The organism is Caulobacter sp. GW822-FHT07D08 (assembly GCF_058798735.1).
Genome location: NZ_JBXAKU010000014.1, coordinates 85,774 through 110,872, shown reverse-complemented (window position 1 = coordinate 110,872; position 25,099 = coordinate 85,774). Strand labels below are relative to the sequence as shown.

Genomic DNA, 25,099 nt, shown 5'->3' with positions numbered 1-25,099 from the left:
TCCGAGGCAAGCCCGCCGACAGCGAACCATCAGTCTTTATTAGAGAACAACGCCGGCGACAGCGGCGGCGACGCCAAGAGCGATGACGAGGAAATAGCCGGCGGCCAGACGGTCAAAGGCGTTTTCAAAAGCGGCGAGCGTACGTTGCATGGGATGTCCCTCAGTGTCTTGTCCTACCCCGATGGGCCCTGGCCAAGCCTGCGCCGAGCCAATCTGGACGGTGCTTAGATAGCACCAATCTGAACGACGTCAAGATAATCTATACAGCGTTTGGATGAAAATCTGAAAAGGTGCTGTTACAGTGAGGACCCATGACCACCGCGACCGCCGAATCCCGTCCGTATCACCATGGCGACCTGAGCCGCGCCCTGATCGACGCCGCCCGCAAGATCCTCGAAACAGAGGGTCCGGCGGCCTTGTCGCTGCGAGCCGTGGCGCGCGAGGCCGGGGTGAGCCCCGCCGCGCCCTATCATCACTTCAAGGACAAGGCCCAGTTGCTGGAGGCCGTCGCCCACGAGGGCTGGCATGAGCTGGACGTGGCCCTGTCCGCGGCCCGCGCCTCGACCGACGACGCCCGCGCGCGGATCAGCAATCTGGGCGTGGCCTATGTCTGCTTCGCCCGCGACAACCCGGCGCTCTATCGCGTGATGTACGACCGCTCGCGCGACAAGGACGCCCTGCCCGACCAGCTGAAGGACGACGGCGCCTATTGCCAGGTTCGTAACACCATCAATGAGAACAGCGGCGGTCACGTCAGCGACATCGACCTGGAGCTGGCGACCATCGCGGCCTGGTGCGCCGGTCACGGTCTGGCGGAGATGATCGGCTTCAAGCAGTTCACCACGCTGAAGGCGCAGCTGGGCGGCGAAGAAGCCTTCCTACGCGCCGTGTTCGAGCACCTTGGCATGTTCGCGAAGTTCACCGCGCCCCCTCAAGGCTGAATTGGGACTGAGATCGAGCGTGACCTTCGTCACCCGGTTCGCCCCGTCGCCGACGGGCCATCTGCATCGCGGCCACGGATTCTCCGCGTTGACGGCCTTTCAGGCCGCCCGTGCGGCCGGCGGCCGCTTCCTGCTACGCATCGAGGACATCGACGCCACCCGCTGCCGGCCGGAATACGACGCGGCCATCTTCGAGGACCTGGCCTGGCTGGGCCTTTCCTGGGAAACGCCCGTTCGCCGGCAGTCCGAGCATCTGACCGACTACCACGCCGCGATCGAGACCTTGCGCGAACGCGGCCTGGTCTATCGCTGCTTCAAGACCCGCAAGGAGATCGACATCGGCCGCGCCCCGCACGCGCCGGCGGTTGCCTATGTCGGCGCGCCCCTGCCAGCCGACGAGGAAGCCGAACGCCTCGAACGCGGCCAGGCCTTCGCCTGGCGGCTGTCGCTGGCGGCGGCGCGTGACGCGCTCGGCGGCTTCGAAGGCCTGACGTTCGTCGAGGAGGGCGCGGGGCCCGACGGCGAAACCGGCGTCATCCAGGCTCGCCCGGAAACAGCCGGCGACATAGTCCTGGCCCGCAAGGACGTCGGCGTCGCCTATCACCTGGCCGTGGTCCACGACGACGCCCTACAAGGCATCAGCCACGTGATCCGAGGCGTCGACCTGTTCGAGGCCGCCCACATCCAGCGCCTGCTTCAGGCCCTGCTGGGCTACGCGACCCCGACCTACCGCCATCACGGCCTGCTGGTCGGTCCGGACGGCAAGCGCTACGCCAAGCGCGACAAGGCCCAGACGCTGCGGGAACTGCGGGCGATGGGCATGAGCGCGGCCGACTTGCGGGCCGAACTGGGCTTCTAGCCCCCGCCCCCGGCCTGTTCGACCAGTTGGCCCATGGCCTTCAGATAGGTCCCGAACGCCGCCCGCCCCGTCTCGGTCAGGCGTACGCGGGTCAGCGGCTTTCGGCCGACGAAGCTCTTGTCGATCGAGACATAGCCCGCCTCCTCCAGCTTGCGCAGGTGGATCGACAGGTTGCCCTGGGTGACCTCCAGCACGTCCTTCAGCTCGGTGAAGTCGGCCACCTCGGCGCTGGCCAGGTAGGCGACGATCCCCAGCCGCACGCGGCCGTGGATGACGTCGTCCAGCCCGCTGATGTCAAACCTGGGCGCCACGATCGTCTCAGGCGGCCGGCCGCAGGGCCTGGCGCATCATGAAGAAGCCGGGCGCTCCCATGAACGCGAAAAGGCCGAAGGTCGCGATCGCCAGATAGAGGTCGGCGCGGTGGATCAGCATCCCCATGGCCACGCCCGACACCAGCCAGCCGATCGCCACCAGCGCCATCCAGGCCCGCTTGCGCAAAACGAAGATCACGTACCAGACCGCCCCCTGCAGGATGAACACCACCGCCGGATGGAACAGCCAGTAGCGGAAATCCTGGTTGCGGGCGGCAGCGGAGGCGAAGACCACCACCAGCGCCAGGTTGGCGATGCCCGTCCCCGCGAAGGCGGCGTTGACCGCGCGGTTGGTGACGCCCCGCTGGGGGTTCTTGCGGTCGATGATGATAACGATGGTCATCAGGATCAGGAAGATCACCGTCGGCGCCCAGGCCATCACGATGTTCCCGGTCGCCCCCAGGCTCAGCAGGCCCTTCTCCTGGACGAAATAGCTCAGGGTCTGGACGCCGTAGAGCACGCCCGCCGAGCCGTAGAGCGCGCCCCCGGCCACGCCCAGCCCGCCGCGCTCGTTGCTGCCCTCGGCCAGGCCGCGCAGGAAGGCCAGGTCGTCCTGGGCGTTCTTGAGCTTGCTAAGTTGATCTTCTGGCATGCCGATCCCTTTCAGCGCTGCATCATGACGGCTCACAGGATTCGCCCCAACAGCGGCATGCGGCGCAGGACCATGGTCGTCAGCCAGCTGAGCGCCACCGCCCCGCCGAACGCCACGCAGCCCTTGGCCAGCCCGCCCCAGCTCTGCGGCAGCAGCAGCCAGCCCAGCCAGGCGGTGAAGACGTAGTGGGTCAGGTACATGCCGTAGGCGTTGGCTTGCAGGCTTTCGCCGATCGGCCCCATCTTGCGGACGAACCGCAGGAAGGTCGCCAGGGCCGCGAAGGACAGGGTTGCGCAGGATAGGCAGAACATCAGCCCGCCGAACGAATCCAGCAGCGGCCTGGGCGGAGGGTTCGGCGAGAAGGCGATGATCATGGTCGCCACCACGCCGACGATCGGCAGGATCGGGGCCAGATGCCAGAGCCACCAGCGCTGGGCCAGCTTGCCGTCCGGATCGGTCAGGCCCTGGCCGACGCCGGCCGCGCCAACGGCGATCCCGGCCAGGAAGTAGACGAAGTAGTGGCCGATGCGCGCGGTCTGGACCACGAAAGGCCCGACCATCGTCCAGTGGCCGAACGGCGTGGTCATGACCAGCGGCAGATAGGCCATCAGACTCACCGCCACGAGGCCCCAGAAGAACCGGCCGGGCCTGGCGTCCGCGCCCCTGGCCAGGCGGCCGAGGGCGTCGGTGACGCTGGGCCACATGGCGTAAGCCGCCGTGAACAGTCCGCCGAACGCCAGCAGCACCCACAGGAACCAGGCCGGACCGCTGGGCCAGAACGGCAGGCGCGTCCAGGCCTCGGCGAAGGCGGTGAACGACGGCGCGCCGCCCGACTGCAGCCAGGCCGGAAAATAGGCCAGCGGCGCCAGCAGGCCCGCGGCGAGGACGAACGGAACGCCCAGGCGCGAGGCCCGGCTCTTCAGGAACCCGCCCGCCCCCTTGGCCCGCAGGCCATCGGCGACGAACAGACCCGAGATGAAGAACATCAGCGACATGAAGAAGAGGTCGTTGACCAGGGTCAGTATGCTCCAGCCCTCGTACTTCCGCGGATCCACGACCGGGAAAGCCGTCCACAGGATCGGCTGGGCGTCGAACGCCTTCGGGGCCGGCGCATACGGGTGGTAGGTCAGCACCGCGTGGTGGGCGATCACCAGCAGGGTGACGAAGGCGCGCAGGGCGCCAATCGGGGCGTTGCGCCCGCCGATCTGGGCGAGCGTCGAGCGCTCGGATGCGCTGAGGGGCGCGTGCATGGCTTGGGTCTCCCCCTTTGAGGTGACCGCACCTTGGATCAACAAGTTTGTTTTGTAAACTAGTCTATCAAAAGGCTGCTTCACCCCAGCTTGTCATCCCGGCTCTCCGCTTCGCTGCGGCCGGGATGACAAGAGTTAGAGATCTGTATTTATGAGAGTTTTTGAACTTTAGCGCGTCCAGTAGCTGTAACGATACCCGGGCTCGAAGCCATCGTCGGCATAGAGGGCGATGGCCGGGGCGTTGTCGGCCTCGACCTGCAGCCAGGCGCGGCCAGCGCCCAGATCCTTCGCCTCGGCCAGCAGGGCGCGCAGCACCCGGCGGGCCAGCCCCTTGCGGCGATGGTCGGGCACGGTGCGCATGCCGAAGATCCCCGCGTAACCGCCGCCGATGGCGCTGGCCCCGATCGCCGCCGGGACGCCGTCGATGTCCAGCCGCGCGAAGCGGGCCGGCGGAGGGATACGGCCAAGCGCCTCCAGCCGTTCGCGACCATCCTCCGGGTTACCGGCCGTGGCGGTGAACACGGCTTCGAAGGTGGCGTCCGGCGTGTCCGACAGGCGGACGCCATCGTCGCCTTCCCCGCCCGTCGCCCCCAGCATCACCAGGGTCGCCTTGCAGGCCGCGTAGCCTCGGGCCGCCAAACGCTCGGCCAGGTCAGCCGGCGCCACCACGCCGTCGGTCAGCTTGAAGCGCGGCGGCAGGCCGCGCTCGACGAACCAGGCCTCGACCGCATCCAGCGCCGCTTCCGGATCGCGATCCGGCGCCGCCAGCGGCCAGCAGGCGTTGATCCGCATCGACTGGCCGGACGAGGCGTTCAGCCGCCAGCCGCCCAGCCGCGCCCGCTCGCGGGCCGGCCAGGCGTCGTCAGCCAGGGGTTCCAGAAGCGCCGGATCGATCACTTCTCGGCCAGAAGCTTCTCGACGATTCCGCGCGCTTCCGGGCTGGACCAGTCGGCCGGACCGGCCATGCGGGCGCGCTCACGGCCCTGGCGGTCGTAAATGATCGTCGTCGGATAGCCGGCCGCCTTGGGCTCCAGCGCGAACGAGAGCTTGTAGCCCGGATCGCGATAGGTCTTCAGCGGCGGGTTGGCGGCCATCTCCTCGTTGACCAGGTTCAGGTCGCTATCGCGGTCGACGCTGATCGGCAGCACGGTGACCGGCTGGGTCGCGTAGACGGCCTGCAGCTTGGCCAGGGTCGGCATCTCGGCCTTGCACGGCGCGCACCAGGTCGCCCACAGGTTCATGACCACCACGCGGCCCTTGAAGTCGGCCAGAGTGGCGGGCTTGCCGTCCAGGCTGGTGAACACCGTGTCGGGCGCGGGGCGCGGCGTGGCGGGCACGTCGAGCTTTTCCAGCGTCCCCTTCTTGAATTCTGTGAGGTCGGCAGGCCCATGGGGTTTGAACGAAGCACTGGCGATGACGTATAGAACCGCCGCCACGCCGACGAGGACGACGCCACCCAGCGCCAGCCTCACAGGGTTGCGCTTCTTGGCCGCCGCCTCCGATTGGACTTCGCTCATATGACCGACAACGCCTCCGATACGCCCAAGGCCGACAAGGGCCAGGGCCAAGCCATGTGGGGCGGTCGGTTCTCGGCCAAGCCGGCGGAACTGATGCAGGCGATCAACGTCTCCATCGGCTTCGACAAGCGCCTCTGGGCGCAGGACCTGGCAGGCTCCCGCGCCCACGCCCGGATGTTGATCAGCCAAGGTGTGATTGCAAGCGCCGACGGCGAGGAAATCCTCAAAGGGCTCGACGCTATCGAGGGCGAAATCACGGCCGGGGTCTTCCCGTTCCGCGACGAGTACGAAGACATCCACATGAATATCGAGGCGCGGCTGCGCGAGCTGATCGGCGCGACCGCCGGCCGGCTGCACACCGCCCGCTCGCGCAACGACCAGGTCGCCGTCGACTTCCGGCTGTGGGTCCGCGACGCCGCCGATCGTTCCGCGGCGCAACTGGAAGCGCTTCAAAAGGCCCTGCTGGCTCAGGCCGAGGCCTATGCCGACGCCCTGATGCCGGGCTTCACTCACCTGCAGCCGGCCCAGCCGGTGACCTTCGGCCACCACCTGATGGCCTATGTCGAGATGTTCGGTCGCGACGCCAGCCGCTTCCGCGACGCCCGCGCCCGCATGAACGAGTGCCCGCTGGGCGCGGCGGCCCTGGCCGGTTCGCCGTTCCCGATCGACCGCCACCAGACGGCGGCGGCCCTGGGCTTCGACCGCCCGACCGCCAACTCGCTGGACAGCGTCTCGGCCCGCGACTTCGCGCTCGAAGCCCTGTCGGCCGCCTCGATCACCGCCACGCACCTGTCGCGCCTGGCCGAGGAGATCGTGCTGTGGACGACGCCGATGTTCGGCTTCATCAAGCTGACCGACGCCTTCACGACCGGCAGCTCGATCATGCCGCAGAAGAAGAACCCCGACGCCGCCGAGCTGATCCGCGCCAAGGTCGGCCGCATCCTGGGCTCGCTGACCACCCTGACCGTGGTCATGAAGGGTCTGCCGCTGGCCTATTCGAAGGACATGCAGGAAGACAAGGTCCCGACCTTCGAGGCCTTCGACGCCCTGGAACTGAGCCTGCTGGCCATGGCCGGCATGGTCGCCGACCTGACCCCCAACACCGAGACCATGGCCAAGGCGGCCGGCGCCGGCTTCTCGACCGCCACCGATCTGGCCGATTGGCTGGTGCGGACGCTGAACATGCCTTTCCGCGACGCGCACCACGTGACAGGCTCCGCCGTGAAGACGGCCGAAGGGCTTGGCGTCGATCTGGCCGATCTTACCTTGGAGCAGTTCCAGGCGATCGAGCCCCGGATCACCCAGGACGTCTACGCCGTTCTGACTCCGGCCGCCTCGGCGGCCAGCCGCATGAGCTACGGTGGGACCGCCCCCGCCCAGGTCCGCGCCCAGATCGCGCGTTGGAAGGAAGTCCTCGCATGACCCCCTTTAACAAGAACTTCGGGCGTCCCGTCACCCTGCTCGCCCTGACCGCCCTGGCCCTCACGGCCGCCGCCTGCGGCAAGCAAGGCGCCCTGGAACGCCCCGCGCCGATGTGGGATCCGGCCAAGAAGGCCGCCTGGGACGCCGAACGCCGCGCCGCCTCGGCCCAGGCCAATCAGCCGGCCCGCGCCGGCGGCGCCCAGGAGATCCGAGACCCGGCCTCCAGCAACCGCACCATTCGCGAAGCGCCGCTGCCGGGCACCAACGATCCGTTCGGCGGCCCCTCGCAAGCCGGCTTCCCCGGCGCCACGCCCAGGTAAGAGATTCCGTTGAACCACTTCGAGTACGGCCCCGAGGGCCTGGCCTGTGAAGGCGTGCCCCTGGCCAGGATCGCGGCCGAGGTCGGCACGCCCGTCTATGTCTACAGCCGCGCCACGCTGGAGCGGCACTTCACCGTGTTCCGCGACGCCCTGATCGCCGGCGGCGTGGTCGACCCGCTGGTCGCCTACGCCGTGAAGGCCAATTCCAACGTCGCGGTGCTGAAGGTTCTGGGCGATCTGGGCGCCGGGGCCGATACGGTCTCGGAGGGCGAGGTCCGCCGCGCCCTGGCCGCCGGCATCCCGGCCGAGCGCATCGTCTTCTCCGGCGTCGGCAAGACTCGTCGCGAGATCGCGTTCGCTCTCAAGGTCGGCGTCGCCGAGATCAACGTCGAATCCGAACCGGAGATGAACCTGATCGCTCAGGTCGCGGCCGAGCTGGGCGTTCGCGCCAAGATCGCCTTCCGGGTCAATCCCGACGTCGCGGCCGGCGGTCACGCCAAGATCGCCACCGGTAAGTCCGAGAACAAGTTCGGCGTCTCGTTCGCCGAGGCGGCGCGCCTCTACGCCAACGCCAGCAACAACGCCAATCTCGAACCCGTCGGCGTGGCCTGCCACATCGGCAGCCAGATCACCGACCTGACGCCCATGCGCGCGGCCTTCACCAAGATGCGGGGCCTGGTCGAACAACTGCTGGGTGAAGGCCTGTCGGTCGAGCGCCTGGACCTGGGCGGCGGCCTGGGCGTGCCATATTTCAACAGCCCCGCGCCGCCCTCGCCGGCGGAGTTCGGCGCGATGGTCGGCGAGGTCACCAAGGGCCTTCCCGTCAAGCTGGCCTTCGAACCCGGCCGGGTCATCGCCGCCAACGCCGGCGTGCTGGTCTCGGAGGTGATCCATGTCCACGAGCGTCCGGAAGGCCGCAAGTTCCTGGTCATCGACGCGGCCATGAACGACCTGATCCGTCCGGCCATGTACGACGCCTTCCACGACATTCGGCCGGTGATCAAGCGCGCCAAGGACCCGCAAGGGACCGAGACGGTCTATGACGTGGTCGGTCCGGTCTGCGAGACGGGCGACACCTTCACCCGCGATCGCGCCCTGCCGCCGTTCGGCGCGGGGGATCTGGTGGCCTTCATGTCGGCCGGCGCCTATGGCTCGGCCATGGCCAGCGAGTACAACACCCGGCCGCTGGTCCCTGAGGTTCTGGTCGACGGCGACCGCTACGCGGTGATCCGCAAGCGCCCGACCTATGAGGAAATGCTGGCGCGCGACCTCGTCCCGGACTGGGTCTAGGTAGTCCTACGGAAACCTCAAAAAATAGCCCTACCGCCACAAGGGATTAACCATCGGCGCCGTAACAGTGGTCCAGTCTCGGGGAACAGTGGAGCTCGGCGGTGGGCAACCTGATTGAATTCGACAGTATCGAAGCTCAACGGAAGCTCGGCGGCTATCTGGTGCTGGCCTGTATCGGGGCGCTGGTGCTGATCACCCCGGCCGCCGCGATGATGGCGGGTCGCCCGGTCCCGCCGCTGGCTGGCGGCTCGGTGCTGCTGGCGGCCCTGGCCTGGGGCGGCTGGGCGATCTGGCGCGACAACGCCGCTCAGCGAATCTCGACCGCGTTGACCTTGATGGGCCAGGTCAGCCTGTTCATCGCCGCATTTTCCGGCCATCCCCTTCAAGCCGACGCCCGCATGGCCTACCTCGCCGCCCTGGCCCTGCTCGTCGCCTATGGCGACTGGCGCGCCGTCGCCGTGGGCGCGGCCACCGTGGTGGGGATCGAGCTGTCCATGGCCGCGATCGCTCCACACGTCCTCATGAGCGGCGAGGTCACGCCCCTGCGCCTGGCCTTCGACGCCGGTGTCACCCTCGCCACGTCCTGGTCGCTGATCTGGCTGACCGCCGGCGTGTCGCGGCTGTTCGTCACCGTCACCGCTCGTACCGACAAGGCGCTGGACGCGGCTTCGCGCGCCGACGCCGCCAACGCCGAGGCCGAGGCCCAGCGCAACGCTCGCGATATGGCCAATGCCGAACAGGCTCGCCAGAAGGCCGCTCTGGAAGCCGAGCAGACCCAGGTCGTCGAGGAACTGGCCACGGCGCTGGGTCACTTGTCGCGCGGCAACCTGACCTGGCGGCTGGAACAGGCCTTCGCCGCCCGCTACGAGCCGCTACGCGCCGACTTCAACGACGCCCTGTCGCGCCTGCAGGCCGCCATGCGCGAGATCGCCGGCAACGCCGCCAGCATGACCGCCGGGGTCGCGGACATGTCGCGCGCCTCTGACGAACTGGCCCGTCGCACCGAGCACCAGGCCGCCAGCCTGGTTCAGACCACGGCCGCCCTGGGCGAGATCACCATCGCGGTCAGCAGCACCGCCGACAGCGCCAGCCAGGCCAACGCCGCCGCGGCCTCGGCTCGCCAGGAAGCCGAAAGCTCGGATCCCGTGGTCAGCGAGGCCGTCGAGGCCATGACCCTGATCGAAAACTCGTCTGGCCAGATCGGCAAGATCATCGGCGTCATCGACGAGATCGCCTTCCAGACCAACCTGCTGGCCCTGAACGCCGGCGTCGAGGCCGCTCGCGCCGGCGAGGCCGGGCGCGGGTTCGCGGTCGTGGCCCAGGAAGTCCGGGCCCTGGCCCAACGCTCGGCGAGCGCGGCCAAGGAGATCAAGGACCTGATCAACGTCTCGGGCCAACAGGTCAGCGCCGGCGTCGAGCGCGTGGGCCGCACCCGCGAAGCGCTGCAGCGGATCATCGCCCGCGTCGCCGAGATCGACGCTCAGGTCAAGGCCATCGCCGCCTCCGCCCACGATCAGGCACTGGGCCTGGGCGAGGTCAACGCGACGATGGGCGAGATGGACCGGGTCGTGCAGCAGAACGCGGCCATGGTCGAGGAGACCACCGCCGCCGCCCATGCGCTGCACAACGAGACGCAGGAACTGGCCAAACGGGTCGACCTGTTCGAAATCGACAAAAAGCCGGCGGCGCGCCCGCAGCGCGCGGCCTAAGGGCCTCTAGTCCAGGGCGCCGATGTACGGCAGGCCGCGGCTCTTGCCCTCGTCGTCGAGGCCGTAGCCGACCAGGTAGCGCGCGGGCGCTTCCCAGGCGACGAAGTCGGGCTCCATGCCGCGATCCTTGGGCCAGGGCTTGCGGGCGAAGACGGCGGTCAGCACTTCGCTGGCCCCGGCGTCCTTGACCAGACGGGCGGCTTCCGACAGCGACAGGCCCGTGTCGAACACATCGTCGACGACCAGGGCGCGGCGGCCGACCAGCGGGCGTTGCAGGTCGGCGCGGACCTCGCAGCGGCCCGTGCTCTTGCGCTCGTCGTGATAGGAGGCCAGCCACAGGGCGTCGAAACGCACATCGCGGCCGGCCTTGTAGAGGGCGCGTGTGAGGTCGGCGGCGAACCAGAGACCGCCGGTCAGCAAGCAGATCACGACGGTGTCGTTGTCGATGCGCGGCGCGATGGCTTCCGCCAGCTTCTGAACCCGCTCGGCGATCTCGGCTTCCGAGATCAGGACTTCGGGCTGTTTGGTGTCATTCATGGTGGGCGGGTTCATGAGAGTCTGCTGGGGGAGGAGTTTCGTCCCCGCTCTCATGTACCGGGGGTTCCTGTCCAGCCGCTTCGTGTTCGACGGGGGCGTCCTGAGCGCCGCGCAGGTCCAATTGGGGCTCGCCGCCGTGGCCTTCGGGCTTGTGGAGAGCCGCTTTCACCGCCTTGGCCGCGCCGGCTTCGGTGGCGAAGCCGATCTGCAAGTCCTTGGCCGTGCGAGGCGGATTCAGGAAGGTGATCGAGAAGTGGCGCACCTCGCCCGGCGGGATCTTGGCGTCGGCGGCGGCGGCCAGCTGGCCGGCCACGCGCTTTTCCTGCTTGTTCAGCAGCTCGACCCGCAGTGGCGGGGCCAGCACTTCATGTTCGGTGATGTTGCGGATCGAGCCGGTGATGGTCACGGCCGCGTGACCATCCAGCATCACGGGCTGAGCCTTGATGCTGCCGCGGTCGATCACCAGGCCGATGGTGTTCACCGGCAGGCCGACGGCGGCGTAGGCGCCGGCCGACCCCGGCAGGATCTTGACCACATCGATGCGGAAGATCAGGGCGGCGACCACGACCACCGCCATGGCGGCGGCCATGCCGGCCCAGATGACGCCGGTGGCGGTGGCTTCGCGCAGGCGACGCTCGGCGTCGGCGCGAGCCCGGAAGACCTTGGGAAGCTCCTCGCCCGGCAGGGCGCTGACCGGCGGTTCCTCGGCGTCGGCCCCCGCGCCCTCGGCCACGGTTTCAGCGGTCTGCTCGGCGCCCTCGGCCTGGCTGGCCAGCGTCGGCGCTTCGGGCTCGTCGAACAGGTCGTCAGCGGTTTCGTTGCGCGCGTTCCAGCGGTGACCACACGAAGCGCAACGCACGACGCGACCAGCCGCGCCGACCTTGGAGTCGTCGACGAAATAGCGGCTGGCGCACTCCGGACAGGTCAGTATCATGGCCGCGAATCGAACGCTCCCCACATACCTTAAGGGGGTCGCTGATTTTAACCCTGATGTCCAGAAACCCAAGTGACGCGCCTTGCGGATCGACACAGAACAGGGCGATGACGCCCTTCCGGTGGTCCGGTTCGATGGCGTCTCGATGCGTTACGGCCGCGCGCCGGAAACCCTGAGGGATATCAGCTTCTCCCTGGCTCCGGGCTCATTCCATTTCCTGACCGGCGCGTCGGGCGCGGGCAAGAGCTCCCTGCTCAAGCTGATCTATCTGGCGCACCGTGCGTCACGGGGTCGCGTCGAGCTTTTCGGGCGCGATGTCAGCCTCACCCATACCTCGGACCTGCCATTCCTGCGTCGCCGGATCGGGGTGGTGTTCCAGGAATTCCGGCTGCTGGAGCACCTGTCGGTGTTCGACAACGCCGCCCTGCCCCTGCGTATCCTCAAGCGCAAGCCGGCCACCTACCGCGAGGATGTCGCCGAACTGCTGACCTGGGTGGGACTTGGGGAACGCATGCATGCGCTTCCCGCCACCCTGTCCGGCGGCGAGAAGCAGCGCTTGGCCATCGCTCGCGCCGTGGTCGATCGCCCCGACGTCTTGCTGGCCGACGAGCCGACAGGCAATGTCGACCCGGCCATGTCGCTGCGCCTGTTGCGCCTGTTCGTCGAGCTGAACCGCCTGGGCACCACGGTGCTGATCGCCACCCACGACGAGGATCTGGTGGCCCGCGCCGGCCGCCCGACCCTGCACCTCGAACACGGTCGCCTGGTCGATGTGGGAGGCCAGTCATGAGCGAGTTCTTCCAGGTCGCCCGCTGGAAGCCGGGGCCGCTGCTGCCGCCGCGCGACGCTCGCGACGGGGCTTTGGTGTTCGTGGTGGCGGTGCTTTGCTTCCTGGCCTGCCTGACCGCTTTCGCCGCCCTGGCCGCCAATCGCGCCGCCCACGGCTGGACCTCGCAACTGGTCAACTCGGCCACCGTGGTGGTCCGCGCCCGCGCCAACGAGACGCCCGACAGCGCCGCGGCCCGCGCCGCCGAGACCCTGGCCGGGGTCAGGGGCGTGGCCGAGGCCCAGGCCCTGCCGCGCGAGAAGGCAGAGGCCTTGCTCGCGCCCTGGATCGGCAAGGAGGCCCTGGTCGACGAGCTGCCGACACCGCGTCTCGTCACGCTCGAGCTCGATCCCAAGGCCCCGCCGACCGCCCAGGTGCTGGACAAGGCCCTGCGCTCGGCCGGCATCGACGCCACGGTGGACGACCACAGCCGCTGGATCGCCGACATCGAGCGCGCCGCCGACCTGGCGCGCCTGGCGGCCCTGGGCGTCTTCGCCCTGATCGCCGCCGCCACGGCCGCCGTCATCGCCTTCGCCACCCGCGCGGGCCTGGCCGCCCGCCGCGACGTGATCGAGGTGCTGCACTTCTCCGGGGCCGAGCAGGGCTTCATCGCCAGCCTGTTCCAGAACCGTTTCGCGACCATGGGCGCGCTGGCGGGCTTGCTGGGCGGAGCGGGCGCGGCCATCATCGGCGTCGTTGCGCGCTACTTCGGCGGCGGCGCGGGGGTTGCGCCGGTCCTGCCCTTGGCCTGGATCGATCTGGTCGCCGCCCTGCCCGCTCCGGTGGTCGCGGCCCTGATCGCCGGGCTCTCGGCCCGCCTGGCGGCGTCGCGCATCGTGGGGGAGATGCCGTGAAGACCCAAACGTCATGAAGACGCTCGCCGCGCTGCTGATCGCGCTGATGATCTGGGGCCTGGGCCTGCTGGCCTTCACCGGCCGGGTGGACCAGTCGACCCCCGCCAAGGAGCCGCCGGTCGCCGACGGCGTCGTGGCCCTGACCGGCGCCTCGACCCTGCGCCTGGAAGCCGCCACCAAGCTGCTGGAGGAGGGCAAGGGCCAGCGTCTGCTGATCTCCGGCGTCAACCGCGAAGCCACCCGCGCCGATGTCCAGACGGTGACCAAGGCGGTCAAGCCGATCTATGACTGTTGCGTGGACTTAGGCTTCGCCGCCGCCAACACCGTCGGCAACGCCCGCGAGACGGCCGAGTGGGCCAAGTCCAAGGGCTATAAGAGCCTGATCGTGGTCACGGCCGACTATCATATGCCGCGCTCGATGCTGGAGCTGCGGGCCGCCATGCCGAACGTCGAGCTCTATGCCTATCCGGTCAAGACCGATCTCAACGCCCACCGCTGGTGGAAGACCAGCATCAGCGCCCGGCGGATGATCGTGGAATACTGCAAGTACCTGGCGATCCTGGGCCGTGAAGCGTTTCTAGGCCTGGGACCGAAAGAAAAGGCCGCCCCGGCCGCGAAGGAAGCGTCTTGATCTATCTGCGTTCGTTCCTGTTCCAGCTGTTCTTCTGGCTGTGGTCCATCGTCTGGGCCGTGGGCATGATCGTGACCTATCCGCTGCCCCGGCAGGCCAACACCTGGTCGCTGAAGACCTGGGCCAAGGGCCTGATCTGGAGCCTGCGCTGGCTGGCCGATGTCAGGGTCGAGGTGCGCGGTCAGCGTCCGACCGACGCGGCCCTGGTCGCGGCCAAGCACCAGTCGATGTTCGACGTCTTCAGTCAGTTCGCCCTGCTGCCCGACGCCTGCTTCGTGATGAAGAAGGAACTCCTGATGGTGCCGCTGTTCGGCTGGCACGGGATGAAGGCGGGCATGATCGTGGTCGACCGCGCTGGCCATTCGACGGCGCTGAAGAAGCTGGTCCGCGACTCCGTCGAGCGCATGACGGAAAGCCGCCAGATCGTGATCTTCCCAGAAGGCACCCGCGGCCTCCCCGGCCACCCCGGCGAGTACAAGCCTGGCATCGCCGCGCTCTATCGCGAACTGGAGATGCCGGTCACGCCGCTCGCCCTGAACTGCGGCAGCCACTGGAACAAGGGCTTCGTCGTCAAGCCGGGCACGATCGTCTTCGACTACCTCGAACCGATCCCCGCCGGCCTGAAGCGCGGCGAATTCATGCGCGAGCTGCAGACCCGCATCGACACCGCGACCAAGGCGCTGGAGGACAGCGGAATTTAACCGCCGCGCTCCCGCCCTCGTCCTTCGACAAGCTCAGGATGAGGGCTATTGTCGATGGCGGTTCCAGTAGAAATCCTCATCCTGAGCCTGTCGAAGGACGAGGATTTCGGTCCACGACTCTAGCGGACCGGCTCGATCGCCTCGACCATCTTCAGCAGCTTCTCCATCGTCCCGTCGCGCACCCCATCCTCGCGCAGGTGCAGGACGAGGTCGGAGAGGTAGTCGATGTTGCGGCCCGACAGACCCTTGGCGCCCGCGATCAGCTGGGCCTGCTGCTCCAGGGTCAAGGCTCCGGCCCACTGGGCGTGCTTCATGTCCGACAGGAAGACCAGCGCCGGCGTCTTCTCGCCCCCCTCTGGCCCATTGTCGATCTTCACGTCGCGCCAGGTCTCGAAATAGGTCTCGGTCGGCTGCTCGCGTTCGCGCAGATAGGCGTAGACCGCTTCCCATTCGCCAGCCGCCACCCGGTAGGCCATGCCGCGCACCGCCCCGCCGGGAGCCAGGCCCAGCACAAGGCCCGGCCGCTCATAGGTGCCGCGATGATGGACGGAATAGATGCAAAAGGCCCGCCGGCGACCGTGGAGCACGGCCGTTCTTCGGTCTATGAACGGGAACCCGGGCCGCCACATGAGCGATCCGTATCCGAACACCCAGCGATCTTCACTGTCGCCTGCCAAACCCATTCCCGATCCTGACTGGACGCGCCCTATACATGACCCATACCGACGCCCGCCCGTCCCGCAAAGCCCCCCAGAAGGCTCGGCGCAGCCGTCTGTTCACGCCTTTCATTCTCGCCGCCGTCATCGCGGGCGGCTGGAGCTATGGCTGGTTCTGGCTGCGCGGTCAGGCCGAGCAGCGGATGGACGCCCAGTCGGCCGACCTGAAGTCGCGCGGCTATGACCTGTCGTGGAGCGCCCGCACCTTCCACGGTTTCCCGTTCCGCATGAACGTCGACCTGACGAACGCCCGCATGGCAGAGCCGACCGGCTGGGCCGTCCGCGCGCCGGTGCTGAAGGGCGAGGCCGAGATCTATGACCTGACCCACTGGGTGCTCGTCGCGCCCCAAGGCGTGGTGCTGACCCGTCCCGAGGCCGGCGACGTGACCATCACCGGCCAGGCCCTGCGCGCCAGCATCTCGCATGTCACCGAATACCCGCCGCGCATCTCGGTCGAGGGCGCCAAGCTGACCTTCGTCCCCGCCCCGGGGACCAAGCCGTTCCAGCTGGTCTCGGCCGACAACATGCAGCTGCACACTCGCGGCGGTCCCGACGACCAGGGGGCGATCTTCTTCAAGGCCGACGGCGCCAAGACCGCCTTCACCGGTTTGCTGGGCCGCCTGGCCCAGGACAAGACCGCCTCGATGATCCTGGAGACCCGTCTGTCGCACGTCTCGTACCTGCGCGGCCGCAACTGGGAGGCGGCCGTCAAGCGCTGGAGCGAGGCCGGCGGCCAGATCAGCGTCCAGCAGAGCCAACTGCTGGCCGGTGACGCCGAGGGCAAGGCCAAGTCCGGCGTGCTGTCGGTCGACGCCGATGGCGCGGTGACCGGGTCGCTGAGCGTGGCGCTGAAGGAACGCGCGCCCCCCGGCCAGCCGATCAAGACGCCGGAACAGGCCCTGGCCGCCGTCGCCCAGGCCGCCGGCCAGGAGCCGGTGATCGAAGCGGACCTTAGGTTCCAGAACGGCCGCACCTTCCTGGGCGTGATCGATACGGGCCCCGCGCCGAAGGTGTACTGAACCCGAATGATGGATCACTGATCGCTGAGCGCGCAATTTTCTTCCCCAACAGGGCTGGCTATTGCGTGTTCGGCGGCAAAGACTATGGTCCGCCCTCCAATTTCGGGGAAGAACATGGGCAGCGACGCGACGGACGCCACACCGTCTCTCGAAGAGGTCCGATGGCGACTGGACGCCATCGACGGTGAATTGTTGAAGCTGCTCGACGAGCGCGCCGGCCTGGCCAGCGCCGTCGCGGCCGCCAAGCGCGCTTCCGGCGACACGGGCTTTGGCCTGCGCCCCGGCCGCGAGGCCCAGATTGTCCGCAAGCTTCTGGAAGCGCCCCGCACCGGCGCCTCCAACGCCCTGGTCATCCGCATCTGGCGCGAGATCATGGCCGACAATCTGGCGCGCCAAGGTCCCTATCAGCTGGCCGTGTTCGGCGGCCGCGAACCGGCCCGCGCCGTCGAGCTGACCCGCCTGCGCTTCGGGACCGCCCCGCGCCTGTCGATCGTCCCCACCGCCCAGGACGCCCTGGCCGTGGCCCGCGCCCCGTGGGGCGTCGCCGTCATGCCGCTGGCGTCCGACACGCCTTGGTGGGGCCGCCTGCTGGCCGAGCCGAAGCTGAAGGTGTTCGCCGCCCTGCCCTGCCTGGCCACCTGGGGACCGCAAGCCGCCCTGGCCGTGGCCGAGGTCGAGGTCGAGCCCACCGGCCACGACCAGACCTTCTGGGTGACCGACTCGGCCAAGAGCGCGGCCGCCATCGTCGACGCGCTCAGCAAGGACGGCGTCGCCGCCGAGCAGGTCGCCGAGGCCGGCGGCCTGAAGCTGTTCTCGCTTTCGGGCTTCTTCCAGACCGACGACGAGCGCCTGGCCCGCGCGCCGGGTCAACTGACCGGCGTCATCGGGGCTGCGCCCGAACAGTTCGACGTGTAAGAGACGCCCGTCTCTAGACTGAGTATCCGATGACCGCCGCCCCCACCGATCGCTTCGCCGCGCCCCGTCCCGTTCCCAAGCCCGGGATCATGGACATCCACGCCTATGTCGGCGGCAAGTCGAAGATCGAGGGCGTCGAGCACCCCATCAAGCTGTCGAGCAACGAGAACATCCTGGGCAGCAGCGACAAGGCCAAGCAGGCCTATCGCGACGCGGTTGACCGGATGCACATCTATCCGGACGGCAAGGCCAATATCCTGCGCGCCGCCGTGGCCGAGCGCTTCAAGCTGGAACCCGAGCGCCTGACCTTCGGCGACGGCAGCGACGAGATCTTCGCCCTGCTGTGCCAGGTCTATCTCGAGCCCGGCGACAACATCGTCCAGGGCGAGCACGGCTTCGCCGCCTACGCCATCGGGGCCCGCGCCTGCCAGGCGCAGGTGCGGATGGCCAAGGAGATCAACCACCGCATCGACATCGACGAGACGGTCAAGTGCGTCGACGAGCGCACGCGTCTCGTATTCATCGCCAATCCCGCCAACCCGACCGGCACCTGGCTGACGGGCGAGGAAATCCGCGCCCTGCACGCGGCCCTGCCGCCGTCGGTGATCCTGGTGCTGGACGGCGCCTATTCGGAATTCTGCAGCGATCCGCGCTTCGAGGACGGCCTCGACCTGGCCCGCGCCGCCGAGAACGTGATCGTCACGCGCACCTTCTCGAAGCTGCACGGCCTGGCCGCCCTGCGCGTGGGCTGGGGCTATGCGCCGACGCACATCATCGAGCCGATCGAGCGCATCCGCCCGCCGTTCAACACCTCGATCCCCGGCCAGGAAGCGGCCGTGGCGGCCCTGTTCGACGACGAGTTCCAGGCCCGCTCGCTCGCGCTCGTCGAGCGGTGGCGTCCGTGGCTGGCCCAGCAGCTGAGCGGCCTGGGCCTGGAGGTGACGCCGTCGGCGGCCAACTTCGTCCTGGCCACCTTCCCGGCCACGCCGGGCAAGACCGCCCGCGAGGCCGAGGCCTTCCTGGCGTCGAAGGGATATCTGGTCCGCGCCGTGGCCAACTACGGCCTGCCCGACGCGATCCGGATCACCATCGGCCTGGAAGAGCAGAACCGGGCGGTCGTGGATCTGCTGAGCGAGTTCATGGGGCGGTGACTCCTTGTTTTTCCGCTCTCCCCGGCGAAAGCCGGGGCCCAGATCGAACCCACGAACGCCCTTTTGGTGAGCGTGGTCGGATGGCGCGTCATCCCCAGCCGCTCCGGATGAATCTGGGTCCCGGCCTTCGCCGGGAAGAACGGACTGGGGAACGGTTTGAAGTGAGCTTTGTCCATGTCTAGCCCCGGTCTTCTCTATCCCAAGCTCACCGTCATCGGCTGCGGCCTGATCGGCGGCTCGGTGATCCGCGCGGCGCGCCAGCACGGCGTCGTCGGCGAGGTCACCGTGGCCGACGCCAGCGAGGCCAACCGCACCCGTGTCGTCGAACTGGGCATCGCCGAGCATGTCACCGGCGACATCGCCGAAGCGGTCAAGGACGCCGACCTGGTGGTCATCGCCACCCCGGTGCTGTCGATCCCCGGCCTGGCCGCCGAGATCATCCCGGCCATGAAGCCCGGCGCGACCCTGACCGACGTCGGCTCGACCAAGGCCAATGTCGCCGAGGCCTTCCGCGCCCAGGATCTCTCGAAGATCTACGCCATCCCCGGCCACCCGATCGCCGGCACCGAGCAGTCGGGCCCGGATTCAGGCTTTGCCGAACTGTTCGAAGGCCGCTGGACGATCCTGACGCCGCTCGACAGCGATGACGAACATTACGCCGAGGCGGTCGCCAAGCTGTCGGCCTTCTGGCGCGCCTTCGGGGCCCAGGTCGAGCTGATGGACGAGAAGCACCACGACCTCGTTTTGGCCGTGGTGTCCCACCTGCCCCACCTGATCGCCTACACGATCGTCGGCAGCGCGGCGGATCTCGAGAACGTCACCGAGAACGAGGTCATCAAGTACTCGGCCTCGGGTTTCCGCGACTTCACCCGCATCGCCGCCAGCGACCCGACCATGTGGCGCGACATCTTCGTGGCCAACAAGGACGCGGTGCTCGAGATGCTGGGCCGCTTCACCGAGGACCTGCAGGCCATGAGCCGCGCGATCCGCTGGGGCGACGCCGACACCTTGCATACGCATTTCACCCGCACGCGGGCGATCCGGCGCGGCATCGTGGCGGCCGGCCAGGAAAGCGCCCTACCCAACTTCGGCCGGGACCGGGGCAAGCACTAGCCTCCGACCGGCGCCGCGTCAGTCGGGCTTGCGAGCGCCCTTGCGACCGACGGGACAGACCCGCCGCGAGCCCGTCTGCCGGAACTCGGCCAGCCGGATCTTCGACTCATGGTCGGCCGGCCCGGCCTGACCGTCGGGATGCAGGCCGCGGTAGTAGAGCTTCTGCCACTGGTCGGCCGGGTTTTTGGGCTTGTTGCTCCTGACCCAGTCCTGGAAGGCCGCCCGCGAGCGGCTCCATTCATGATAGGAGTCCAGAAGCTCGGGCAGGTCCTCCATCGGACGCAGCTCCGGCTTCAAGCCATCGACCACGCCGCGCGGCGTGGGGAAGAAGAAGCAGAACGGCTCGTTCTCCTCGAACCGGATCCAGTGATCCGGCCGGGTGAAGCGCCAGTTCATCGTGAAGGTGTAGGGCGACCAGTCGGTCTCGATGACGCCGCCCATCGGCGCGATGCCGTCCTTCATGGCGTTCGGCGGGCCGCCGACCCAAAGGTTCCAGCCCTCCGACGTGCGCATGATGCCTTCGACGTGAAAGGTCAGCGTGCCGCTGCCGAACAGAGAGACCGGGGCGTGCTTGGGGTCGGCGCCCTTGTCCAGCACGATCTCCACCGAATGGGTGCCGACATCGCCCAGCCAACGGGCGGAGAAGCCGCACGGGCTCAGCATCACCCAGCCGTGGGCGTTGGCGATCGCCAGCGGCAGGCAACGATAGGCGAAGCTTTCGGGCGTGGCGGTCATCCAGTCGCGCTTGGCCGAGGCCGGTTCCACCCGCGGCTTCCAGCCCTCGTGCACGTAGCAGACCAGCTCGGTCTCGGCCGCCCGGACCGGGGCGGTCCGCGAACGCTCCGGAACCGAGCCCTTGAGCCGCTTTTTCATATCTCGCCTCGCAAGCTGGCGGTCCGCCTCACGAATGGCGAAGCCTCGTCGCAAGGTCGGGCCGTCGACGGCGCCTCTCGCCCTCGGATCTGACAGGTTCGGCCTATCGGCCACGCATGACAGTTTCGTGTCGCGTCGAACGCGTTCCAGCCAGGCGCTCGCGGCCCGGTCCGGCCGCAATCCCGAAACATCCTGGCAATATTCGCGGCCGATGACCAAAACAGGGACATCACCCGGAAGGAAACACCCCCCATGCGCCGCACGCTCACCGTAGCGCTCGCCTCGCTCACCGCTCTCGCCGCCGCCGCCGGCGTCGCCATGGCCCAAGAAGGTCCGCCGCGCCAGATGCCGGCCCCCGAGGACATCTTCAAGCGCTGGGACGCCAATAGCGACGGCGCGGTCGACAAGGCCGAATGGGACGCCACGGGTCGCCCGGCCGACCGCTTCGCCATGATCGACGCCAACAACGACGGCAAGGTCACCCTGGACGAACTGAAGGTCGCCTTCGAAAAGATGCGCGCCCGCCGCTCGCAGGAAGGCGGCCCGCCTCCCGGCCCGCCGCCGGAAGGCCACCCGCCGCAAGGCAACTAAGCGCTCAGGCAAAGATGCTTTCGAACGCCGCCCGGTCCCGCCGGGCGGCGTTTTGCATTTCGGGCGCACGCATTGCCCGACAAGCCTCATGAACATTCAAACCGCGTCCAGGCCGTCCAATCCCAACCCGCCCCTCCGGGCCAATGTCCGCCTCGCAGAACGACGGCGCGCCGCTCCAGGCGGGCGTCTCCACACGAGGGGCAAAGCCATGGACGCCAACGAATCCATCGAAACATCGCGTCGCGGCGTGCTTGCCGGCGGGCTGGCGCTCGGTGCGCTGACCGCCCTCCCCACCCTCGCCAATCCGGCCGTCGCGGCGGCCGCTCCAGGAGCTTCGAACATGAGCAGCGGTTTCATCACCACCAAGGACGGCACGCAGATCTTCTACAAGGACTGGGGCCCCAAGACCGCCCAGCCGATCGTGTTCCACCACGGCTGGCCGCTGAGCGCGGACGACTGGGACAATCAGATGATGTTCTTCCTGGGCCAGGGTTTCCGCGTCATCGCCCATGACCGCCGCGGCCACGGCCGCTCGACCCAGACCGACACCGGCAACGAGATGGACACCTACGCCGCCGACGTCGCGGCCCTGACCGACCACCTGGACCTGAAGAACGCCGTCCACGTCGGTCACTCGACCGGCGGCGGCGAGGTGATCCACTACGTCGCCCGCGCCAAGCCGGGCCGCGTCGCCAAGGCCGTGCTGATCGGCGCCGTGCCGCCGATCATGCTGAAGACCCCCGCCAATCCGGGCGGTCTGCCGATCGAGGTGTTCGACGGCTTCCGCGCCGCCCAGATCGCCAACCGCTCCCAGTTCTTCCACGATGTGGCGGCGGGGCCCTTCTATGGCTTCAACCGCCCGGGCGCGAAGGTGTCGCAAGCCACGGTCGAGAACTGGTGGCGCCAGGGCATGATGGGCGGAACCAAGGCCCACTACGACTGCATCAAGGCCTTCTCGGAAACCGACTTCACCGACGACATGAAAAAAGTCGACGTGCCGGTGTTCCTGATGCACGGCGAGGACGACCAGATCGTCCCGATCGACGACAGCGCCCGCCTGGGCATCAAGCTGCTGAAGAAGGGCACGCTCAAGACCTATCCGGGCTTCCCGCACGGCATGGCCACCACCCATCCCGACGTGATCAACCCCGACATCCTGGCCTTCATCAAGGCCTGATAGGCCAAGGCGGACGAGGAAGGCGGGCGCTGCAACGCCCGCCTTTTTCACGCCTAGCGCTCGACGAACTCACGCGAGATCGGCGGCGGCTCGCAACCCGGCGACGAAGGCCGTGGCAGAGCCTGGTCGGCCTCGGTGGGTCGGCCCACGCCGCGAATGACCTGAACCTGCCTCAGGCAGCGACCGTCGGCCGTGCGCTGCATGCGGATCTTGCGAATCTCGAAATGGTCGGGCTCTTCCGCCCGGACCCAGGCATAGGCGCCGACCCCGCCCAGGCCGCCGACCATCATCGCCAGAGCCGCGCCGCCGGCCACCCAGGCCGGTCCCAGCGACCAGCGCGGGGCGGGCGGGCGCAGGCGTTCGGGCGGCTCCTCGAAGATCCAGCGATAGCCGAGCCTGGGCACCGTCTCGATGTAGCGCGGCGCGCGGTCATCGTCGCCCAGGACCTGGCGCAGCTTGGACACGGCCTGGCTGAGGGCCCCGTCGGAGCCGTCACCCCGGCCCCACACTGTCTCGATCAGATGGTCGCGCGAAGCGGTCAGGCCCGGCCGCTCGACCAGGGTCAGCAGAAGGTCGAAGACCCTCGGCTCCAGGCTGCTGGCGCCCACGGGGGTCCGCACGCGACGATTTTCGACATCGATCGTCACCTCGCCGAAGATCATCCGGGGCTGTTTAGAGATTTCCGTCAGGACTTCCACGCGCCGATCGACTCCCCATCCGTGTCACCGCGGATAAGGAGACGAACTGTGCGGCGCAATTTGGTCATCTTGACCAGTGCGGATCCGAGGCCTCGCGAAGGCGCCTTGAGTAGGCGGACGTCCCAGGCTAAACGGGGCGTCCCTTTGGCGGGCGTAGTTCAGAGGTAGAACGCAAGCTTCCCAAGCTTGATGTCGGGGGTTCGATTCCCCCCGCCCGCTCCAAAGTCCCTCCCCCTACTCCACCCGCTCGGCCTTGACGCCCAGCTTGGCCAGCTGGACCTGGACGCTGTCGGGCCCCACCAGGTGCCCCGAGCCGACGGCCACGAAGCTGACGCCCTTGCCCGCGAGCTTGGTCTTCAGCTGGCCGGCCCAATTCTGGTTCCGCTTGGTGATCAAGAGGTCGTAGAGCTCCGGGTACTGGCCCTTCATCTCGGTGACGAATTCGGTCTCCAGCTCGGCGGTGTCGCCGGCGGCCCAGGCGGCGACCATCTTGTCGATCTTGCCGACGCCCTCGTCGGCCTCGTCCAGGGTCGAGCTCAGGAACTCCACCTCGGTCTTGACCGGCAGGTCGGCGAAGAAGCGGATCTGCTGCTCCGGCGTCTCGAAGGCGCCTTCCGGCTTGCCGGCGGCCTTGACCTCGGCGGCCAGGATCGGCTCGACGCCGCTCTTGGGATCGTAGCCGGCCTTGATGACGGGGATCAGCGAGAGCTGCACCGCCGCCAGCCAGGGCCGCATGGCGTTCAGCAGTTGCGGCGACACCCCGCCCACCTGGGCCAGGGCCGAGGCTTTCTGGAAGGCGGCCGCGTCGATCTTGCCCGACAGCGGCTGGTTCGGATCCAGGCCGTATTTCATCACCAGCGGCTGCATCACGGCCGGGTCGTCGGCGCCGACGATCTCCAGGGTCAGGTCGCCGCTGTCCTTCAGGGCCTTGTCGATCCTGGGCGATCGCCAGACCGTACTGGGCTTCAGCACATGGATCGTGCCGAACAGATAGATGGTGGAGTCCGCGTCCTGGATCTTCCACAGCGCCGGCTCGGCCAGGGCGGTCCCGGCGAAACCCAGCGCCAGGACAGAGATCAAGCTCGCCGCGACGCGACGAAGATTACGAAGCATGGGACCCCCGCTGATGCGTCGGCCCCATGCTTGGACTGCGCCGCCCCCTACTTCAAGAAGGTCTCGACCGCGTCGGCGAAGGCCTTGGGCTGGTCGAACATGATGAAGTGGCGGCTGTCGTCGATGCGCTTCAGCGCGACGCCCGGCAGGCCAGCATAGGCGTCGGCATAGGTCTTGTCGATCACCGCGGTCGGCGCGCCCATGGCCGGGTCATAGGGATAGAGCAGCGTGGTCGGGGTCTTGATCGCTGGCAGGTCGGCCCGGGCGTCGGTGGTCAGCAGGTCGTACAGGGCGCGAGCCACGACCGATTGCGACGAGGCGACCGACCAGGCCAGGGCGGCCTTCTGGCCGTCCGGCGACTTGACCATGCGCGGCAGGGTCATCGCCTGCTGGCTGGCGAAGGCGTCGGCGCTCATGGCGATGGTGGCGTCGCGCATGGCGGCGGCCTGGGGCTTCATGCCTTCGGCCGTGGCGGCCGGCGAGAACAGCGACGAGAAGAAGGGCAGGCTGTCGACGATCAGCAGGCGGCTGACGTCCTCCGGGTGACGGCTGACCAGCAGCAGACCGGCAAAACCGCCCATCGAGTGGCCGATCACGGCCGGCGACTTGAGGTGATTGGCCTTGATGTAGGCGTCGACCGCCTCGACCAGGGGCTCGACGACCGGCCCTTCGGCGTTGCCGGCCACCGGCGCGCCGGCGAAGCCCGCGACCTGAACGACGTGGACACGGTGGGTCGGCGCCAGTTGCTTGACGGTCTCGTCCCAGACCGCGCCGGACGAGGCCAGGCCCGGAATCAGGATGACGTCGGGACCTTGGCCCGTGACGGCGACCGTGATGCGACCGTCGGACGGGGTGGCGGCGTGGGCGCGGCCGAAGACGCCGCAGGCGGCCATGATGGCCATCACCATGACGAAGAAGCGGAAGCGCGGCATGGGCGTGCACATGGTGTGTTCTCCTTGGACAGGGACGTGCGGAAGGC

General features: G+C 68.5%; 29 protein-coding genes, 1 tRNA gene and 1 pseudogene. 17 read left to right on the top strand and 14 right to left on the bottom strand.

Features of this window, described 5'->3' with window-relative positions:
- Window positions 1-39 precede the first annotated feature (39 nt).
- The gene (locus AC1RJ9_RS21685; protein ID WP_492103908.1) at window positions 40-150 is read right to left on the bottom strand and encodes a hypothetical protein; all 111 of its coding nucleotides are present in this window, start codon (window positions 148-150) and stop codon (window positions 40-42) included.
- 161 nt (window positions 151-311) lie between these two features.
- Between AC1RJ9_RS21685 and AC1RJ9_RS21680 the strand changes: the two genes are divergently transcribed.
- Together AC1RJ9_RS21680 and gluQRS are read left to right on the top strand one after the other, a co-directional pair.
- On the top strand, window positions 312-941 hold the full coding sequence (locus AC1RJ9_RS21680; protein ID WP_492840024.1) for a TetR/AcrR family transcriptional regulator: 630 nt from the start codon (window positions 312-314) through the stop codon (window positions 939-941).
- A gap of 19 nt (window positions 942-960) precedes the next feature.
- Window positions 961-1,800 carry a tRNA glutamyl-Q(34) synthetase GluQRS gene (gluQRS, locus tag AC1RJ9_RS21675; RefSeq protein WP_492840023.1) on the top strand — a complete coding sequence of 280 codons (840 nt, stop codon included), beginning with the start codon at window positions 961-963 and terminating at the stop codon, window positions 1,798-1,800.
- Here gluQRS and AC1RJ9_RS21670 read toward each other — a convergent pair.
- The 5 genes from AC1RJ9_RS21670 to AC1RJ9_RS21650 all read right to left on the bottom strand — a co-directional run bounded on the left by AC1RJ9_RS21670 (window position 1,797) and on the right by AC1RJ9_RS21650 (window position 5,530).
- Entirely contained in the window at window positions 1,797-2,111 is a 315-nt protein-coding gene (locus tag AC1RJ9_RS21670) for a winged helix-turn-helix domain-containing protein (protein ID WP_492840022.1), read from the bottom strand. The two genes, gluQRS and AC1RJ9_RS21670, sit on opposite strands and share 4 nt — an antisense overlap.
- A gap of 7 nt (window positions 2,112-2,118) precedes the next feature.
- Window positions 2,119-2,763: a hypothetical protein gene (locus AC1RJ9_RS21665; protein WP_492840021.1), complete on the bottom strand. Its 645-nt coding sequence runs from the start codon at window positions 2,761-2,763 to the stop codon at window positions 2,119-2,121.
- A 32-nt stretch (window positions 2,764-2,795) separates the two neighbouring features.
- On the bottom strand, window positions 2,796-4,013 hold the full coding sequence (locus tag AC1RJ9_RS21660; RefSeq protein WP_492840020.1) for an acyltransferase family protein: 1,218 nt from the start codon (window positions 4,011-4,013) through the stop codon (window positions 2,796-2,798).
- 168 nt (window positions 4,014-4,181) lie between these two features.
- On the bottom strand, window positions 4,182-4,910 hold the full coding sequence (locus tag AC1RJ9_RS21655; protein ID WP_492840019.1) for a GNAT family N-acetyltransferase: 729 nt from the start codon (window positions 4,908-4,910) through the stop codon (window positions 4,182-4,184).
- Entirely contained in the window at window positions 4,907-5,530 is a 624-nt protein-coding gene (locus AC1RJ9_RS21650; RefSeq protein WP_492840018.1) for a TlpA family protein disulfide reductase, read from the bottom strand. Before AC1RJ9_RS21650 ends, AC1RJ9_RS21655 begins: the two co-directional genes overlap by 4 nt.
- Between AC1RJ9_RS21650 and argH the strand changes: the two genes are divergently transcribed.
- The 4 genes from argH to AC1RJ9_RS21630 all read left to right on the top strand — a co-directional run bounded on the left by argH (window position 5,531) and on the right by AC1RJ9_RS21630 (window position 10,271).
- Entirely contained in the window at window positions 5,531-6,952 is a 1,422-nt protein-coding gene (gene argH, locus AC1RJ9_RS21645) for an argininosuccinate lyase (protein WP_492840017.1), read from the top strand.
- Complete coding sequence (locus tag AC1RJ9_RS21640) at window positions 6,949-7,272, top strand: hypothetical protein (protein WP_492840016.1); 324 nt, start codon at window positions 6,949-6,951, stop codon at window positions 7,270-7,272. The genes argH and AC1RJ9_RS21640 overlap by 4 nt, the downstream gene beginning before the upstream one ends.
- Window positions 7,273-7,281: 9 nt before the next feature.
- Entirely contained in the window at window positions 7,282-8,562 is a 1,281-nt protein-coding gene (lysA, locus tag AC1RJ9_RS21635) for a diaminopimelate decarboxylase (RefSeq protein ID WP_492840015.1), read from the top strand.
- 110 nt (window positions 8,563-8,672) lie between these two features.
- Window positions 8,673-10,271 (top strand): methyl-accepting chemotaxis protein, encoded by a 1,599-nt coding sequence (locus AC1RJ9_RS21630; protein ID WP_492840043.1) that lies wholly within the window; start codon window positions 8,673-8,675, stop codon window positions 10,269-10,271.
- A 6-nt stretch (window positions 10,272-10,277) separates the two neighbouring features.
- On the opposite strand, the gene AC1RJ9_RS21625 is transcribed toward AC1RJ9_RS21630, so the two are convergent.
- Window positions 10,278-10,862, bottom strand: a complete 585-nt coding sequence (locus AC1RJ9_RS21625) for a phosphoribosyltransferase (protein ID WP_492840014.1) — start codon at window positions 10,860-10,862, stop codon at window positions 10,278-10,280.
- Window positions 10,801-11,766 (bottom strand): MJ0042-type zinc finger domain-containing protein, encoded by a 966-nt coding sequence (locus tag AC1RJ9_RS21620; protein WP_492840013.1) that lies wholly within the window; start codon window positions 11,764-11,766, stop codon window positions 10,801-10,803. Before AC1RJ9_RS21620 ends, AC1RJ9_RS21625 begins: the two co-directional genes overlap by 62 nt.
- A 58-nt stretch (window positions 11,767-11,824) precedes the next feature.
- Between AC1RJ9_RS21620 and ftsE the strand changes: the two genes are divergently transcribed.
- Genes ftsE through AC1RJ9_RS21600 form a run of 4 tightly spaced genes read left to right on the top strand, consistent with a single transcriptional unit; the run spans window position 11,825 to window position 14,754 of the window.
- Window positions 11,825-12,532, top strand: coding sequence for a cell division ATP-binding protein FtsE (gene ftsE, locus AC1RJ9_RS21615; protein WP_492840012.1), 708 nt, complete (start codon window positions 11,825-11,827; stop codon window positions 12,530-12,532).
- Complete coding sequence (locus tag AC1RJ9_RS21610) at window positions 12,529-13,422, top strand: cell division protein FtsX (protein WP_492840011.1); 894 nt, start codon at window positions 12,529-12,531, stop codon at window positions 13,420-13,422. Before ftsE ends, AC1RJ9_RS21610 begins: the two co-directional genes overlap by 4 nt.
- Before the next feature lie 13 nt (window positions 13,423-13,435).
- The gene (locus AC1RJ9_RS21605; protein ID WP_492840010.1) at window positions 13,436-14,053 is read left to right on the top strand and encodes a YdcF family protein; all 618 of its coding nucleotides are present in this window, start codon (window positions 13,436-13,438) and stop codon (window positions 14,051-14,053) included.
- Entirely contained in the window at window positions 14,050-14,754 is a 705-nt protein-coding gene (locus tag AC1RJ9_RS21600) for a lysophospholipid acyltransferase family protein (RefSeq protein WP_492840009.1), read from the top strand. Before AC1RJ9_RS21605 ends, AC1RJ9_RS21600 begins: the two co-directional genes overlap by 4 nt.
- Window positions 14,755-14,765: 11 nt before the next feature.
- Here the strand turns inward: AC1RJ9_RS21600 and AC1RJ9_RS21595 are convergent.
- Both AC1RJ9_RS21595 and AC1RJ9_RS21590 read right to left on the bottom strand, forming a co-directional pair.
- Window positions 14,766-14,859, bottom strand: a pseudogene (locus tag AC1RJ9_RS21595) (hypothetical protein); the annotation flags it as partial.
- A gap of 14 nt (window positions 14,860-14,873) precedes the next feature.
- Window positions 14,874-15,437, bottom strand: a complete 564-nt coding sequence (locus AC1RJ9_RS21590) for a gamma-glutamylcyclotransferase (protein ID WP_492840008.1) — start codon at window positions 15,435-15,437, stop codon at window positions 14,874-14,876.
- Between the two features lie 29 nt (window positions 15,438-15,466).
- Between AC1RJ9_RS21590 and AC1RJ9_RS21585 the strand changes: the two genes are divergently transcribed.
- The 4 genes from AC1RJ9_RS21585 (at window position 15,467) to AC1RJ9_RS21570 (ending at window position 19,668) form a co-directional block, all read left to right on the top strand.
- Window positions 15,467-16,489 carry a DUF2125 domain-containing protein gene (locus AC1RJ9_RS21585; RefSeq protein WP_492840007.1) on the top strand — a complete coding sequence of 341 codons (1,023 nt, stop codon included), beginning with the start codon at window positions 15,467-15,469 and terminating at the stop codon, window positions 16,487-16,489.
- 114 nt (window positions 16,490-16,603) lie between these two features.
- The gene (locus AC1RJ9_RS21580; protein ID WP_492840006.1) at window positions 16,604-17,404 is read left to right on the top strand and encodes a chorismate mutase; all 801 of its coding nucleotides are present in this window, start codon (window positions 16,604-16,606) and stop codon (window positions 17,402-17,404) included.
- Window positions 17,405-17,433: 29 nt separating this feature from the next.
- Window positions 17,434-18,555 carry a histidinol-phosphate transaminase gene (gene hisC, locus AC1RJ9_RS21575; RefSeq protein ID WP_492840005.1) on the top strand — a complete coding sequence of 374 codons (1,122 nt, stop codon included), beginning with the start codon at window positions 17,434-17,436 and terminating at the stop codon, window positions 18,553-18,555.
- 174 nt (window positions 18,556-18,729) lie between these two features.
- Window positions 18,730-19,668, top strand: coding sequence for a prephenate/arogenate dehydrogenase family protein (locus AC1RJ9_RS21570; RefSeq protein ID WP_492840004.1), 939 nt, complete (start codon window positions 18,730-18,732; stop codon window positions 19,666-19,668).
- Window positions 19,669-19,686: 18 nt separating this feature from the next.
- On the opposite strand, the gene AC1RJ9_RS21565 is transcribed toward AC1RJ9_RS21570, so the two are convergent.
- Entirely contained in the window at window positions 19,687-20,541 is an 855-nt protein-coding gene (locus AC1RJ9_RS21565; RefSeq protein ID WP_492840003.1) for a DUF6065 family protein, read from the bottom strand.
- 252 nt (window positions 20,542-20,793) lie between these two features.
- Between AC1RJ9_RS21565 and AC1RJ9_RS21560 the strand changes: the two genes are divergently transcribed.
- Together AC1RJ9_RS21560 and AC1RJ9_RS21555 are read left to right on the top strand one after the other, a co-directional pair.
- Window positions 20,794-21,132, top strand: a complete 339-nt coding sequence (locus AC1RJ9_RS21560; protein ID WP_492840002.1) for an EF-hand domain-containing protein — start codon at window positions 20,794-20,796, stop codon at window positions 21,130-21,132.
- A gap of 340 nt (window positions 21,133-21,472) precedes the next feature.
- Window positions 21,473-22,309, top strand: coding sequence for an alpha/beta fold hydrolase (locus tag AC1RJ9_RS21555; protein ID WP_492840042.1), 837 nt, complete (start codon window positions 21,473-21,475; stop codon window positions 22,307-22,309).
- Window positions 22,310-22,362: 53 nt separating this feature from the next.
- Here AC1RJ9_RS21555 and AC1RJ9_RS21550 read toward each other — a convergent pair whose 3' ends face one another.
- Entirely contained in the window at window positions 22,363-23,007 is a 645-nt protein-coding gene (locus tag AC1RJ9_RS21550) for a winged helix-turn-helix domain-containing protein (protein WP_492840001.1), read from the bottom strand.
- 147 nt (window positions 23,008-23,154) lie between these two features.
- On the opposite strand from AC1RJ9_RS21550, the gene AC1RJ9_RS21545 reads away from it, so the two are divergent.
- Window positions 23,155-23,229, top strand: a tRNA-Gly gene (locus AC1RJ9_RS21545).
- A gap of 12 nt (window positions 23,230-23,241) precedes the next feature.
- Here AC1RJ9_RS21545 and AC1RJ9_RS21540 read toward each other — a convergent pair.
- Both AC1RJ9_RS21540 and AC1RJ9_RS21535 read right to left on the bottom strand, forming a co-directional pair.
- Entirely contained in the window at window positions 23,242-24,120 is an 879-nt protein-coding gene (locus AC1RJ9_RS21540) for a TraB/GumN family protein (protein WP_492840000.1), read from the bottom strand.
- Between the two features lie 47 nt (window positions 24,121-24,167).
- Complete coding sequence (locus AC1RJ9_RS21535; protein ID WP_492839999.1) at window positions 24,168-25,064, bottom strand: alpha/beta fold hydrolase; 897 nt, start codon at window positions 25,062-25,064, stop codon at window positions 24,168-24,170.
- Window positions 25,065-25,099 lie beyond the last annotated feature (35 nt).